The following is a 15,440-nucleotide window of genomic DNA, read 5'->3' on the forward strand; positions in this document are numbered from 1 at the left end:
GCCACGTATCATTTTATTCTCCAGCGATCTCATCAATCATCTTCATGTTTTCGTCGTAACGCGCTTGCTCCATTTTTACGTAACCAACCTCTTCAGAAAGGTCAGCTGCATTTTCGTTCATGAAGCGTGCGAAGTCAGCTACTTGCTCTTTGTCTTTCAACGAAGCGTTGTTGACATACGTGTAAATTTCACGTGAGAGTGGGTAAGACAAATCGTTGATTGTATCATGCGTTGGCTCTACTCCTTCAACATTCAAGGCACGGAGTGTGTCTTGGTTCTCGAGGTAGTAAGCAAATCCGAAGAATCCGATTGCACCTTCTGTCCCAGCTACACCTGTTACGAGTACGTTGTCATCTTCAGACAATTGTGCGTCTTGACGAATATCTGTCTCATCAAGAACTTTCTCGTCGAAGAAATCGTACGTACCTGAATCTTTTCCTGGTGCGAAGAATGAGATTTCTTCATCTGGCCAGTCTGAACGAACATCTTTCCACGTTTTCACGCTCGTATCTGTCCACATTTTATTCAATTCTTCAATCGTGATATCTTGAGCCCAATCGTTCGCCGGGTTCACAACGAGTGAAAGACCATCAAGTGCGACTGAGAGTTGTGTAAATTCCACACCATTTTTCTCAGCTTCAGCTGCTTCTTCTTCTTTGATTTCACGTGATGCGTTCGAGAAGTCTGTCTCTCCCGTCACGAAGCGTTTGAAGCCACCACCCGTACCAGAGACACCAACTGTCACTTCAACTTCTGGTTGTTCAGCTGAATATTCTTCTGCGACTGCTTCCATGATTGGGAATACAGTTGATGATCCGTCCATGACGACTTTTCCTGAGAGCGCATCGCCTTCAGCAGCGCCACCTTCTTCATTGTTCCCACAGGCTGCACCTACGAGTGCGACCGAAGTGATTGAAGCGAGTAAAGCTGATTTTTTCATCCAAGACATTTGTGACGTCCTCCTTGAGTTTGCTTTGATTTTTGTTGTGGATCTGTTGTTCTGTCCTACAATTAATATCCTAATGAACTTCTATTAACGAGAAATAAACGGAACGTAAAAGAATTGTAAAGACAAAAAAAGAAGCCACCGAAGTGACTCCTTTCATTGAAGCATTGCATTCACATCTTCTAAGTTAAAGTAAGCTTTCATAATATCGTGCGCGACACGTGTATTGATTCCTTCCGCCTCAAGTCCAGGCATAATGATTGCCCACGCGATTTCAGGATCATCATATGGTGCCCAACCGACGTGATTTGAGTTCAGCGTCTCAATCGGCTTCCCACTTGTGTCTCGTTTCGCTCGGCCATCTTCGCCTTCAGCGATGGCCTCTGCCGTTCCTGTCTTACCGGCCGCAGTCATCCCTGTCTGTTGCAAGATTCGAGATGAACCAGACGAAGATTCGACCCCTTGACGATATCCTTCACGAACACGTTCGATGTACTCGTCTTGAATATCGACTTTATTCAACGCGTTCGGTTGGAACGTGCTAACGACTTGTTTATTGTTTTCATCGAGCGAACCCGGCTCAATAATTTCTTTTAGTAAATGCGGCTGAATGCGATAACCGCCATTCGCTAACGTAGACGTATATTGTGCCAATTGGATCGGCGTGTACGAGATATACTGTCCGATCGACATATCCATGAGGAGCGTGACACGATCGGCAACGCTACGGAATCCGGTCGACTCGAACGGTAAATCTATTCCTGTCTCGATTCCGAGACCGAACTGTTTATAGTAATGTTCCATCGTCTCAAAGGCCTGTGTGACGTTTTCCCCGACGATTTGTCCAGTCGAATAATAGTCAGCCAAACGTAACGCGATTTGGAACATATAAATGTTTGACGACATCGCGAGTGCATCTAAATCATTAATGTTCCCCATGTCCCGGTAAGAGGCTTTAGTCTCAGTTCCGACTTTAATCGGCGCATCATAAATATATTCTCCCGGCTCGACGACGCCTTCTTCAAATCCATAAGCGACCGTCGCGCCTTTAATGGTTGACCCGATTTGGCTGGCACGGAGCACAGTTCCAGTCGAGACGTCTTTGAACTCATTCGTCTCTAAATCAAGTTCCTGACCTGACATAGCGAGGAGTTCACCCGTCTGCGGATTCATGACGACAGCGAATGCACGGTCGAAATGAGGACTTCCCGATCGACCAGCACGTATCGCCTTTTTCAAAATCTCGTCGACTTCTTTTTGGAATTCAATATCAGTCGACAATACAATATCTTTCCCCGGGTTCCCGCTCACGCGAGTCGGTTCCCCAACCGGTTCACCTTTATACGTCGTGAACACATCGTATGCTGGCGTTCCGCGAAGGACGTCTTCATATTGTTGCTCCAAATAGGACGTCCCGACACGGTCATTCAATCCATATCCTTTTGCCTGATAAGAAGCACGTTGTTCGGCCGGAATTTGACGATAGCTTCCTAAGAAGCTTCTGAACGTCTCATCGAACGGATAGTCCCGTTGATAGTATGGCTCGACGCTCACTCCTGGCAACATTTCTAAGTTTTCTTCAATGACTGCCATCTCTTTCGGACTTGCGCCGATTTTGATGACTTGTGGGTCGAGCGCATAGCCACTCTCCATGTTATGTTTGATTGCGATGATTTCTTCTGTCGCATCATCGAACGTGATTTCTTCTTCTGTAATGGAGTCGAGTAAGAGCCGGTCCACATCTTGGTTGGACAAGGCAGCCCGCTCATCTTCTGGTAACTCCTCCAACAATGCTTGTGTACGTTCTTGTGCGAGTTCTGGATTCGTTGCAATCCAGTAATCCTTGCGGTCACGTTCCGTCATTTTGCGATCTTCTTTCGGAATATCGACGATTTCCGACAACTTTTTGGCGACATCTAAGCGTTCATCCGCTTTCGTCACTTGCGAACGACGGTACATGATCGAGTAGTTTGAAATCGTATCCGCGAGCACTTGACCGTTACGGTCATAAATCTTCCCTCGTGGTACCTCGTATTTAATCTTACTTGACTCAGTTTTTTGAACTTCACGTGCAATCAATTCCCCATTCACGATTTGAACGACGCCTAATCGAAAGATCAAGGTCGCAAATAGAACGAAGACGATGAAAAATAACAAATTCAAACGTAACGGTAAGTGGTTTCGCCGTTTCTTCGGCACTTTCACACGATTTTTTGCCAAGTCCGTTATCTCCTTCCACAATCGATTCCTTCTATAGTATAGCGTACACGGTCATCTACTATTTTGTCCGTTTTTCACTATATCATAATTTGTTTACAAATTAATGAAAGACACAAAAAAAACCGAGACTCTATGAAGAATCTCGGGACAAACGACTTATTTTGCGTCAGCGTACAATTTCGCAACATAATCCCAGTCGATGACGTGGAAGAATGCATTGATGTAGTCAGGGCGACGGTTTTGGTAGTTCAAGTAGTAAGCGTGCTCCCAAACGTCAAGTCCGAGGATTGGCGTAACGCCTTCCATGATTGGTGAATCTTGGTTTGGTGTAGACGTCACTTCGAGTTTGCCGTTCTTCACGACGAGCCATGCCCATCCTGAACCAAAACGAGTTGTTGCAGCTTTTGTGAACTCGTCTTTGAATGCATCAAAGCTACCGAATGACTCGTCGATTGCAGCAGCGAGATCGCCAGAAGGTGTCCCGTTCTCGTTTTTCTTCAAGAGTTTCCAGAAGAACGAGTGGTTCCAGTGACCGCCACCATTGTTACGGACAGCAGTTTGAATGTCAGCAGGAAGTGAATCGATTTTTTGAAGCAAGTCTTCGAGTGAAGAGTACTCCACGTCTTTTCCTTCGAGTGCATTGTTTACGTTTGTGACGTAAGTGTTGTGGTGTTTCGTGTGGTGGATTTCCATCGTGCGTGCGTCAATGTGTGGTTCGAGTGCATCATATGCGTAATCAAGTTGTGGTAATTCAAATTTAGCCATTACTAAAATCCCCCTTAAAAGTGTTTTGAACAACGTTCGTTATAAATGTAACAGATTTGTGACGGTCGACTCAATTGTAATGCTTCACTCTACATCTTCTTCTGGTAACGCCCAGACTGAAATAGATCCCGCCGCCACTTTAAATACCCCAAATCCTTCATCATCAATCTCAATTTTATCTTCTCGTGTATTCGTCAAGTCGACCCATGTTTCTCCAGCTCGCTCTTCCCCAACGAACATTCGCTTTTCAGCCTCGTCCGAAGTGGAGATGAGAACGGCACATCCTGAACGCTCGATCTCCTCCACACCTTTGCGTACCCAACCGATGACGTTTGCATCATCAAAGTAATCATCCTGTTCCCCATAAGCCTTTTCCCGACGAGCATAAAGAAGCGTGTCAATGGCGAGTTTCATCCCATCAGTCGGGTGGGGACCGTCGATGCCGTAGTAATCCCCGTAGAAGACACATGGATAGCCATCTTTACGAAGCAAGACGAGACCGTATGCGATTTGTTTGAACCAATCTTTTACCCACGACTCAAGCGCCTCTTCCGGTTGCGAATCGTGATTGTCTACAAACGTCACTGAATGGAGCGGGTGTGACTGGACGAGCGTATCATCAAAAATGGTGCGCATATCGAATGCGGCCCCTTCCTCTGACGCCTGATGTAATTTATAGTGGAGCGGAACATCGAATAAATCGACGTGGTAATCGATGTTATCAAGAAATTCACGGCATGCGTCAAGATCTGACTTCCAGAACTCTCCGACGAAATAAAATTCATCTCCCTTTTCTTCACGCATCGTCTGACTGAATTCTTTCACGAAGTCATAGTTGATATGTTTGATTGCATCCAATCGGAATCCGTCACATTTCGTTTCCTCAATGAACCATTTACCCCAGCTCAATACTTCTTCCCGAACTTCAGGATGATGGTAATCGATGTTCGCAAACATCAAATAGTCATAGACACCGAATTCGTCATCGACATTGTCGTTCCATCTTTTATTCTCTCCAACTATAAAGAAAATGCCAGAACGGTCTGTCGCTGCATCATAATCCGTCCCGTTAAAATGTGTGAAGTCCCATTTAAATGTAGAATACTTCCCATCACGAGCTTCATAATCAAACTTTGTCCATCCTTCGATTTCAAAAGGCTCGTCAGACAGCACTTTCGTACGATCGTTCGGATCCACTTCGAGCACGTCAAACTTCTCGGTCGCATCTGCTCCTGCTTTATGATTCATGACGACATCCATATAAATTTGCATCCCGAGTTCTTGCTGACAATAGGTTGTCGCTTCAAGAAGCTCTTTTTTCGTTCCGTATTTCGTGGCAATCGACCCTTTTTGATCGAATTCTCCTAAATCATATAAATCATAAATCCCGTAACCCGTATCTTCGCCACTCTGTCCTTTCGTGACAGGTGGTAACCAAAGCGCCGTAATCCCAGCTTTATTTAAATCTTCCGCTCTCTCTTTTAACCGCTTCCAATGTTTTTGATCCGCTTCGACATGCCATTCAAAAAACTGCATCATGGTGTGATTTCGTTCCATTTTGTCCGCCTCATTTCATATTTTTCAAAAAACAAAATGCTAACGACTATTTACCCACGAATTTTAGATTGAAAACAAAAAAACAACTTTCACAAAATGAAAGTTGTTTTGAATGGACCCTGTAGGACTTGAACCTACGACCGGACGGTTATGAGCCGTCTGCTCTAACCAGCTGAGCTAAGGGTCCTTATAAGTAGCGGCGGAGGGAGTCGAACCCACGACCTCACGGGTATGAACCGTACGCTCTAGCCAGCTGAGCTACACCGCCATGTTGTTATACAGTAATAATATACTGAATATGCTCCATACTGTCAAGGGAAATTCCTTTCCATTGAAAAGAAAAGCACTCCAACGTGGAGTTGGAGTGCCTCATCTTTATACCGTTACTTCGTTTGCATCTTCGAGTGTGATTTCTGTGATGTTCATGGCATGGTCACCGATACGCTCAAGGTTTGAGAGCATGTCGACGAAGAACATACCTGCTTGTCCATCACAAGCACCCGTGTTCAAACGAACAACGTGGTTTTTGCGGAATTGACGCTCGAGCATATCGAGTTTCGCTTCCATTTCGATGACTTTACGTGCTTCGACCATGTCACCGCTCGCTAATGTCTGAAGTGATTTCTCTAACGTTTCGCGTGTGAGGTCATACATTTCAGTCAATTCTTTTTGAGCATCTGCCGAAAGTGTCACTTTCGTAGCAGTCTTATAGTCAATCAACTCAATGATGTTTTCAACGTGGTCACCGATTCGTTCGATGTCGTTGATCGCATGCATGAGCGTCTTGTGCTCTTGTGATTCTTGCTCAGTCAAATCAACCGCAGCCAATTTCACGAGGTAGTCTGTGATTTTCGCATTCAACGAGTTTAACGCTTCTTCGATATGCGCAGACTTTTCAGAGTGTTTCTTATCTCCTGTTGTCAAATAGTTACGCGCTTCGTCGAGACCAAGTTTTGCGAAATCGCCCATACGGATGACTTCGTATTTTGCTTGCTCCACTGCAATCGAAGGCGATTGCTGAATGAAGATTGGGTCCAAGTGCTGTGCTTTCGTATCGACGATTGAATCCTCACCAGGCACCAATTTCGTCACGATCCAAGCAATCGTTCCAATGAACCAGAACTGAATCAATGTGTTGACGATGTTAAACGTACCGTGAGCGAATGCAATTTGCATCTTGTCTTCAATTGCCAAGAAGTCTGTAATCCAATAAATATAGTTTGTGAACGGAATCAACAAGATCATGAAGATCGTCGTTCCGATTAAGTTAAAGATAACGTGTGCTGCAGCTGCGCGACGTGCGGCAACCGATGCACCGATTGATGCCAAAATGGCAGTGATCGTCGTACCGATGTTGTCACCAAACAATACTGGAAGAGCGGCATCCAAGTCGATTGAACCACCTGCATAGAGCTCTTGCAAAATTCCGATTGTTGCAGAAGATGACTGGACGATGACTGTAAATACAGTACCAACGATGACACCGAGGAACGGATTGTCACTCATTGATTGCGTCAAGTCGATGAAATACTCACTTGAGCGGAGCGGACGCATGCCGTCTCCCATCAACTCAAGACCGTAGAACAATGCACCAAGTCCAAAGATGACTTGTCCTAGATGTTGGTATCGCTCTTTCTTAAAGAAGAAGAGTAAGACTGCACCGATTGCAATCATCGGGAGTGAATACTCACCGACATCGAATCCGATGATAAATGCTGTCACCGTTGTTCCGATGTTTGCCCCCATGATAACCCCGATCGCTTGACGGAGTGTCATGAAGCCGGCGCTAACAAGTCCGACCGTAATAACGGTTGTACCTGAAGAAGATTGAATCAATACAGTAACGATAATCCCGGCGAGTACACCAAGGAATGGATTCGTTGTATACTTATCTAGGATGTCACGCAGGCGATTCCCTGCAGACTTTTGGAGTCCGTCTCCCATCGATTTGATCCCGAAGAGGAAGATCCCTAGACCTCCAAAAAACATGAATAACATTTCTTGCAAATTGTATTCCACGATTTTTGTACTCCTTTTAATTAAGAATTGGTTGGATTTGCTTGGTTTTTAATGCCCTACTCATTATGCCTTCATCGGCATCTTCATGTAAACACGTTTTATGTAAAAGTTTTATTAAAACACTGTACTAATTTTATCGTTTATACGCATACTGTAATATAACAGATTGGAGTTTTTAGCATGTTGTCCACCATTTTTACGTTTATTCGAACGAGCGTAGTGCCGTCAAAACGAGCCCTCCGCCTCCGCCTCGCTCCGCTTCACGCCTATATGGGAGCCACTTTTGTGTTGACGTTACTCATTACCGTCTTGGACTTTATTGTGATTCGTCCTGACTTTTTCATTCCGATGTGGCTCTTCTTACACGGATTCGCCATCTTCTTTTTCTATTTAATCTGGGTCGCCTTCATGGCTTTATATGTTCAATTATTTACAAGAGTCTATTCCAAAAACATGTGGGCTTACCGCCAAGCTTGGCCATACGCAGTGTCGATGACACTCGTTCCAACGATTTTATTAGTGATTTTGTATCACATGAACCCTTCATTGATATCGATTGGCTTTGTGATTGGACTTGGATATATCACTTATCCATTAACAAAAGTGCCTCAAAAAAAACAACGACGAACGTTTTCGTGAACGCTCGTCGTTGTTTTTATTTTGGAGAAAGTTCCTTAAGCGTTCGATTTAACGCTTCACTTTGACCTTCTAAGTCTGCGCCTGCTGAACGTAAGGCAGATTGAACGTATGACCATCGATCGACTCCCTCGCTCAGCTCTCCTAATTTTTGTTCAAGTAACGAACTGATTTCTCGTAGTTGCTCATTTGATTCGATTAAGTGTAAAAGCTGTCTACCTGTGTGTGAGGTATGATCCGTAATGGTTTGAAACTCACCTAACTGCACTTTGATTTCGTGATCAATCGTTCCAATTCCGCTCTCTACTCGTGAAACGGCATCTTTTAATCCATGTACTTGATTGATAAAGTCATTGACTTCCACTAACAAATCCTTTCGCTCCTCGTTCAGCGCTTCGATTGCATGTACCGCGAGAAGTGTCGCTTCATTTGTCATTTTCGCTAAGTTCCCCACCTCACTGGCAACAACAGCAAATCCTTTCCCATGCTCGCCCGCTCTTGCCGCTTCGATTGATGCGTTTAGCGATAACATCTTTGTGGCTGCCGAAACCGAGAGGATACTCTTCAGCGCTTCATCCGCTTTTGACGAGTTGGCTTCGCTTTCGATTAGTTTTTGCTGAATATTTCCCACTTGGTGTTCAACATACTCACTTGCGTTTTTGACAGAAGAAAATGTTTCAAGTTCTTCATGTAAAATGGACTTCAAGCGATTCCCCCGCTCATCGACACTGTCCATTTGACGTCCAAGCATTTCGATTTGTTCGGTCACTTCCTTCATTTTTGATGTAGAGTCGCTCGTTACCATCTGATAGGAATCACTCGTATGTTCTACAGTGGTTGCGACTTCTTGGAACTGTTCCACTTGATGATGACTATTCATCAATTCCCGTTTAAAGACAGGAAGACTTTGATGGAACGCATTTGCCGTCTTCCCCATCATTTCCATAGATTGATTCCATAAATGAATGAATATATTGAACTCGGTTTCGAGAATATGAATCTCCTTTGATTTTGCTCCGAGTGACACATCATCGAATCGGCGCGATTCTACGGCATAACGCAATGAATTGGCAAGTATACTCAACGGTCTGACTTCGCGCTGAATCAATCGTGTAAATAGGATTGCCATCCCGATCATCGAAATCAATAAGATATAAATGATCAATCGTCGTAGCTCATTCATCGGACCAAGTGTCGATTCTTTCGTTACGACGAGAACATAATCCGCTTTTAACTCAGGAATGGAGATAGATGCCATTAAGTATCGCTCCGTTTCTGTCACTTCCGGTTTCGTCTTCGATGCGACTTTCTCCAGGCTTTCTGTTCTCTCCATCCCTTTTGGTCCACTCAATTGCTCAATAGACTGTCCACGCACTAAAAATTGTGCGGCTTCGAATTCATCCCCCGATAGAATAGAAGCTTGTTGCATATAAGTAGATTTTAATGAACGATTCAGTTGCTTTTCGTTTGCAACGTATGCACTGTAGGATGTCTTTACCGCTTCTCGCATGACCGTGACTTCCCGGACGAGACGTTGCTCGATTTCTGCGGACAAGAGTTGTTCAGACTTTAATGCGAACCAACCAAACGTCATGATAAAGACTAGTAAAATAAGCGGCATGAGCGTCCATTGGAGGCGGTGTGCCATTTTATAATGTCGATTCGGTCGATTGTTTTCTCTCGCTTCCTTCATTTGATTCCGTTTGAAGCCCCATTTCATATGTTGCCACCTCTTTTTCTATTCTCGCCTTTATATCGGTCTTGAGACGGTGGAAAATTATGAAGTAGATGTTAAGATAACGTTAGAGTTTGTAAAGAGCACACATCCGTTACGCATCCTAGATGCTTTTTCACATTCTTTTCGTTATGATAATGAAGAAACCTTATTTTCTTAAATCGATTGGAATCTTTCCAAAAGAAGGAGATTACGTATATGTCAGAAATTTTGCATCGTTCATTAACTCGTCCGATTCGCGTCGGTAATTTGATTATCGGAGGATCGAACGAAGTCGTCATTCAATCTATGACTACAACAAAAACTCACGACGTCGAGGCAACTGTCGCCGAGATTAAGCGTCTAGAAGAAGCTGGGTGTCAGGTTGTTCGCGTGGCATGTCCAGACGAACGTGCAGCTGACGCACTCGCTGAAATCAAGAGCCGCATTAACATCCCGCTCGTTGTCGATATTCACTTCGATTACAAGCTTGCCCTAAAAGCCATCGAAAGTGGCGTCGATAAAATTCGAATCAACCCAGGTAACATCGGTCGCCGGGAAAAAGTAGAAGCGGTCGTAAACGCCGCGAAGGCAAAAGGAATTCCGATTCGAATCGGTGTTAATGCCGGGTCACTCGAGAAACAATTCCTTGAAAAGTATGGTTACCCGACTGCACAAGGAATGGTCGAGAGTGCGATGCACCACGTGAAAATTCTCGAAGATCTCGGATTCTATAACACAATCATTTCACTCAAAGCTTCTGACGTGAACTTGGCGCTTGAGGCGTATACGCTCGCCGCGAAGACGTTTGATTACCCGCTCCATGTCGGGATCACAGAATCAGGTCCACTTTTCTCTGGTTCACTTAAATCAGCAGCAGGACTTGGGGCAATCCTCTCACTCGGAATCGGTTCAACGGTACGAGTATCACTTTCAGATGATCCAGTCGAAGAGGTAAAAGTTGCGAAAGAAGTGCTCAAGTCATTTGGTCTTGCAGCAAATGCCGCAACATTAATCTCTTGTCCGACATGTGGTCGAATCGAAATCGATTTGATCTCGATCGCGAAAGAAGTAGAGGAATACATCCAAAACATTAACGTCAACATTAAAGTTGCTGTTCTTGGTTGCGCTGTAAACGGTCCTGGTGAAGCACGTGAGGCTGACATCGGTATCGCCGGTGCCCGCAATGAAGGTCTTCTTTTCCGCCACGGTAAGATTATCCGTAAAGTTCCTGAAGCAACAATGGTTGAGGAATTGAAAAAAGAAATCGACGCGATTGCTGCTGAGAAGATCGCTGAACGCGAGCGCGAAGAACAAGAGCTTGCCAATCAATCAAACTAATGAATCACCTTACCCGCACGGTTGCAACCGTGCGGGTTTTTGATAGAATAGAGGGCATGTGAGGAGGAGTGATGAGATGCGAATCGGCATTGATTTAGATGGGACCGTAACAGACCCTAGAAGTTGCTTTATATATATGAATGAATCACTTGGGTATTCCATTGATTATCATCGTGCGACGGAGTATGAGCTGCATACGTACACCACGATGGAACAGCATGAGTTTTGGAAGTTTATGATTGAAGAAGGACATGAGGAAGCAATCTATCGTCGATCCCTTCCCCATTCCGATGTATTGGACGTATTATGGGAGTTGAAACAACAACATCACCTTCACTACGTCACTGCAAGAAGCGAGGCGGTTCGTCCTGTTACAGAAGAATGGATTACGAGTCACCGACTTCCACTCGATTCACTCGTGATGACCGGATCACACGATAAAATCAATGTCGTCAAAGACTTGTCACTCGAATTATTCATGGAGGACCGTTATGAAAATGCGGTATCGATCCACGAAGAAACGTCTATCCCCGTCCTATTGTTCGATGCACCTTACAATCGGAAAGTGCTACCTGAAGGTGTGACACGTATCTCAACATGGCGTGAAGCGCATCACCAGATTGCGCATATCGAAAAACAAATACTTCTTAACCAACGCTAAAAAGACATTCCCGTTCAGCTAACGGGAATGTCTTCTTTTTATATACGACCAAGTTCTTCAATCACGTCGCTTGCGAGTACACTTGCTGGATGAATCGTTTGACTGATCGATTTAGCTGCGAGCGCGTGCCAAAGGACTGCTTGTTCATTTGGTGACCATGACCCACCTTCTCTCGCCCATAATGCGAGCAAAATTCCTGTCAACACGTCGCCGCTCCCTCCTTTGGCTAAGGCAGAAGCATCCACTGTATTGACGGCGCCTGTTCCGTCAGGTGCCACGATGAGGGTATATGTGCCCTTTAGAATCAAATGGACACGGTGCTGTTTCGCAAATTCGGCAGCAATGGTGAAGCGGTCACTTTCAATTTCTTCAACTGATCGACCTGTCAATTTTGAAAATTCACCAGGGTGCGGCGTGAGGATGAGCGGTCCTCGTGCTTCAAGTCGCCTTGTCGATAGTGCACCTGCGTCAACGATGAGGGGGCACGATTGCCGAGTCACTTGTTGCCAAATCAAGTCCAAACCCTCGCCTTCCACCATTCCAGGACCGATTGCAATCGCGTCGTATGTTTTTTCTAAACGGTCCGTATGTTGGTCGTACATCGCTTCGGGTAACGTCGAAATGAGAGGACTTGCCTCCCTTGGAATCGAGAGGTTTAACAAGCCAATCCCGGAACGAAGTGCTGCGCGACCCGCCATAAATGGGGCTCCGAGGAGATGACGACTCCCCCCAATCAATATGCCGTGCCCATAATCCGTTTTATGACTGAATCGGTCTCTCTCTAAAAGCGATTGATCAAAATCAGATTCGGTCAATACGTTCCAGTCCGATGTATGCGGGAGCCCGATATCGATTCGTTCGAGCTGTCCAAAATAAGGGGCAGTGCGGTTTAAAAAAGCTGTCCGCTTATAGCCATGTAAAGAATAAGTACGGGCCGCCTGAACAGCCAGACCATCAAACTCACGAGCGTGGTCACTCGGCATACCGGAAGGAATGTCAATCGACAATACCTCTGCCGATTGTTCATTGATCCATTCAATGACGTCTCTCGCTTTTCCTGAAACGGGTCCTGAGAGTCCGACACCGAACAACGCATCAATGATGACGTCCGTAGCAATCGGTTGCTCAATAATTTGAACGAATGATGCCGCATAAGTCGCGTGTGTCGATGCCGCATCAGATTTACTTTCACCGAGTGGTGACCAAACGCTCACGTTGTGACCTTTCACCGCAAGTTCTCTCGCGACAACCCATCCGTCTCCGCCGTTATTGCCTTTCCCACAAATCACTAGAATTGTTGAAGAGGAATCTATCTGCATCTTCGGCACGATTGCCGAAGCCGCTCGTTCCATCAATACTGTCTCGGGCATCCCGTTTTGACTGGCGGTTTGATCGATCTGTTTGATTTCTTTCGCTGTGTAAATCATCTGACTTCCCCCTTTCGATACAAAAAAGGGATTGAATCAATTCAATCCCTTTTGCTTACATTCTTTACAATACCCATATATCTCAAATTTATGATCGACCACTTCAAATTCAGGATCCACTGTCTCTACAAAACGCATCGGACACAAATCAAGTAGTTTTGTCTTTCCGCAACTTCGACAAATCAAATGGTGATGATGGTGCGATGCGCTACATGTGACGCGAAACGACTTTTCGCCTTCAAGCTCTGTCGCTTCGAGTAGCCCTTCCTCAGCAAAAGATTTGAGGTTTCGATAAACTGTATCAAAACTCATCGTCGGATGCTTATCGCGCATGTATTCCAGTACGTCTTTGGCGCTGACATAGCGATCTTCTTCAGAGAGAAAGGCGTACATCTCAAGACGTTTCGGCGTAACTTTTAAAGAAGATGCACGAAGACGATTCAATTGTTCAGTCTCATTCATGTTGTACCTCCTTTTTCCTGAAACTCATCACTTTCTCAAGAATCATGACACCCGCCAAGATACCGACCGCAATCAATACGATGACTCCACCTGGTGCGACATCAAGGTCGTAAGCGAGGACGAGTCCGCCGATTGTCGCAACTTCACCAAAGATGATGGACCAAAGGATTGTCTGTTTGAAACTTGAAGTGAAACGTAACGCCGCTGCGACAGGTAGCGTAATCAAACTTGATACGAGAAGCGTACCTACGATTCGCATACTGACAGCGATGACAAGTGCCACTATGAACATGAACAACATATGGAGCATTGTGCTCGGAAGTCCCGAGACTTTCGCTTGTTCTTCATCAAATGACAAGAACAATAACTGTTTATAGAAGATAAAGATTACAAGGACCGTTAAAATCGCCACACTGACAATCAAGGTGATATCTGACTGACTCACTGCAGAGATAGATCCGAATAATAACGTCGACAAATCCACGGAGAATCCTCTTGAGAGCGAGATGAAAATAGCACTCAGTCCCATCCCAGCTGACATCATGATGGGAATCGATAATTCTTGAAAGTGAACATATTTACTTCGTAACCAATTGAGCCCGAGCGCCGCCAATACCGAAATCAACGTTCCCATATAGAGCGGGTTGAGATCAGCAAATAAGGCGATGTATTGCCCGAGAAATAAGCTGAATGAAATACCGGCAAGCGTCATATGGGACAGGGCATCAGCAATCAAACTCATTCGTCTGACGACAATAAACGAGCCGATGAGCGGTGCTGTAAAACCAATGACAAGCGCTGCAATGAACGCATAACGTAGAAAACTGTATGTCCAAAGGTCTGCAATCATGTTGTACCCTCATGGACAAGCACTTTCACGGGATATGGCTTAATAGATGACGCCAGTTCACCGAGTTCGCTATATTCTCGAAGACCACAATTACACGCCAAACGCCCACGGTCGAGATGGACGACTTTCGTGACGAGGTCCGTCACGACGTTTAAATCGTGGGTGACGAGGACGAATGTACACGTCGTATGTTCTCTGAGCATATGCAGCACTTCATAAAAGTCTTGTAAGTGTTTCTGGTCCACACCAACCGTAGGCTCATCTAAAATCAATAAATCAGGTTGATTGACCATTGCCCGCGCGATAAAGACACGTTGTTGTTGTCCTCCTGACAAGTCCCCGATTTTACGATGGCGAAACTGCCACATGTTGACTGTCTCAAGCGCATTTTGAATCGCTGCCTGGTCTTCTATTTTTAGACGTCTGAATAAACCGAGGCGGCCATATCTCCCCATCGCCACAACTTCTTCAACGGTAACCGGGAATCCCGAGTTAAATGAAGCCGCTTTTTGGGAAACGTAACTGATACGAGACTTGTCTTTAAACTGCGAAATTGGCTTGCCGAACAGTTCAACGGATCCTTGTTGTGGTTGTAGTAAACCAAGAATCGTTCGAATTAATGTCGACTTCCCAGAACCGTTTTCTCCAACGATGGCGACGAAGTCCCCTTGTCGAATATCAATCGAAACTTGTTGTAAGGCCGGTGTCCCATCATAGTAATAAGACACATCATTTAATTTGACGACGGATGCTGTCATCTAATCCCTTCTCTCATTTTATAAATCGTAATCATTTCTACTTTCTAGGCGTTTGTATTATACAGAATATCCGACACGCCTTCA

13 protein-coding genes and 2 tRNA genes are annotated in these 15,440 nt (G+C 45.0%); 3 read left to right on the top strand and 12 right to left on the bottom strand.

Annotated elements, in window-relative coordinates; genetic code table 11:
- Nucleotides 1-13: 13 nt before the first annotated feature.
- The 7 genes from KNO75_RS05435 to KNO75_RS05465 form a co-directional block, all read right to left on the bottom strand.
- Nucleotides 14-949 carry a PstS family phosphate ABC transporter substrate-binding protein gene (locus tag KNO75_RS05435; protein WP_214693040.1) on the bottom strand — a complete coding sequence of 312 codons (936 nt, stop codon included), beginning with the start codon at nucleotides 947-949 and terminating at the stop codon, nucleotides 14-16.
- 153 nt (nucleotides 950-1,102) lie between these two features.
- Entirely contained in the window at nucleotides 1,103-3,166 is a 2,064-nt protein-coding gene (locus KNO75_RS05440; protein WP_214820262.1) for a peptidoglycan D,D-transpeptidase FtsI family protein, read from the bottom strand.
- Nucleotides 3,167-3,322: 156 nt separating this feature from the next.
- Nucleotides 3,323-3,931, bottom strand: coding sequence for a superoxide dismutase (locus KNO75_RS05445; RefSeq protein ID WP_074033338.1), 609 nt, complete (start codon nucleotides 3,929-3,931; stop codon nucleotides 3,323-3,325).
- An 84-nt stretch (nucleotides 3,932-4,015) separates the two neighbouring features.
- Nucleotides 4,016-5,488 (bottom strand): alpha-amylase, encoded by a 1,473-nt coding sequence (locus tag KNO75_RS05450; RefSeq protein ID WP_214820264.1) that lies wholly within the window; start codon nucleotides 5,486-5,488, stop codon nucleotides 4,016-4,018.
- 113 nt (nucleotides 5,489-5,601) lie between these two features.
- Nucleotides 5,602-5,675, bottom strand: a tRNA-Ile gene (locus KNO75_RS05455).
- Between the two features lie 7 nt (nucleotides 5,676-5,682).
- A tRNA-Met gene (locus KNO75_RS05460) sits at nucleotides 5,683-5,756 on the bottom strand.
- Nucleotides 5,757-5,863: 107 nt separating this feature from the next.
- Entirely contained in the window at nucleotides 5,864-7,507 is a 1,644-nt protein-coding gene (locus KNO75_RS05465; protein ID WP_214820266.1) for a Na/Pi cotransporter family protein, read from the bottom strand.
- A 180-nt stretch (nucleotides 7,508-7,687) separates the two neighbouring features.
- Here KNO75_RS05465 and KNO75_RS05470 point away from each other — a divergent pair, with 180 nt between their 5' ends.
- Nucleotides 7,688-8,146 carry a hypothetical protein gene (locus KNO75_RS05470; protein ID WP_214820268.1) on the top strand — a complete coding sequence of 153 codons (459 nt, stop codon included), beginning with the start codon at nucleotides 7,688-7,690 and terminating at the stop codon, nucleotides 8,144-8,146.
- A gap of 16 nt (nucleotides 8,147-8,162) precedes the next feature.
- Here the strand turns inward: KNO75_RS05470 and KNO75_RS05475 are convergent, their stop codons facing one another.
- Nucleotides 8,163-9,863, bottom strand: a complete 1,701-nt coding sequence (locus KNO75_RS05475; protein WP_214820270.1) for a methyl-accepting chemotaxis protein — start codon at nucleotides 9,861-9,863, stop codon at nucleotides 8,163-8,165.
- A 213-nt stretch (nucleotides 9,864-10,076) separates the two neighbouring features.
- Here KNO75_RS05475 and ispG point away from each other — a divergent pair, with 213 nt between their 5' ends.
- Nucleotides 10,077-11,198 carry a flavodoxin-dependent (E)-4-hydroxy-3-methylbut-2-enyl-diphosphate synthase gene (gene ispG / locus KNO75_RS05480; RefSeq protein ID WP_214693053.1) on the top strand — a complete coding sequence of 374 codons (1,122 nt, stop codon included), beginning with the start codon at nucleotides 10,077-10,079 and terminating at the stop codon, nucleotides 11,196-11,198.
- Nucleotides 11,199-11,274: 76 nt separating this feature from the next.
- Nucleotides 11,275-11,859, top strand: a complete 585-nt coding sequence (locus KNO75_RS05485) for a hypothetical protein (RefSeq protein WP_214820272.1) — start codon at nucleotides 11,275-11,277, stop codon at nucleotides 11,857-11,859.
- A 38-nt stretch (nucleotides 11,860-11,897) separates the two neighbouring features.
- On the opposite strand, the gene KNO75_RS05490 is transcribed toward KNO75_RS05485, so the two are convergent.
- The 4 genes from KNO75_RS05490 to KNO75_RS05505 are packed head-to-tail and all read right to left on the bottom strand — an operon-like array spanning nucleotide 11,898 to nucleotide 15,356.
- Entirely contained in the window at nucleotides 11,898-13,286 is a 1,389-nt protein-coding gene (locus KNO75_RS05490; protein WP_214820274.1) for an NAD(P)H-hydrate dehydratase, read from the bottom strand.
- Nucleotides 13,287-13,322: 36 nt separating this feature from the next.
- Complete coding sequence (locus KNO75_RS05495) at nucleotides 13,323-13,748, bottom strand: Fur family transcriptional regulator (protein WP_214747940.1); 426 nt, start codon at nucleotides 13,746-13,748, stop codon at nucleotides 13,323-13,325.
- Nucleotides 13,741-14,598 (bottom strand): metal ABC transporter permease, encoded by an 858-nt coding sequence (locus tag KNO75_RS05500; RefSeq protein WP_214782324.1) that lies wholly within the window; start codon nucleotides 14,596-14,598, stop codon nucleotides 13,741-13,743. Before KNO75_RS05500 ends, KNO75_RS05495 begins: the two co-directional genes overlap by 8 nt.
- Nucleotides 14,595-15,356, bottom strand: coding sequence for a metal ABC transporter ATP-binding protein (locus KNO75_RS05505; RefSeq protein WP_214820276.1), 762 nt, complete (start codon nucleotides 15,354-15,356; stop codon nucleotides 14,595-14,597). Before KNO75_RS05505 ends, KNO75_RS05500 begins: the two co-directional genes overlap by 4 nt.
- Nucleotides 15,357-15,440 lie beyond the last annotated feature (84 nt).

This window comes from Exiguobacterium sp. s35, from assembly GCF_018617535.1.
Classification (GTDB): domain Bacteria; phylum Bacillota; class Bacilli; order Exiguobacteriales; family Exiguobacteriaceae; genus Exiguobacterium; species Exiguobacterium aestuarii.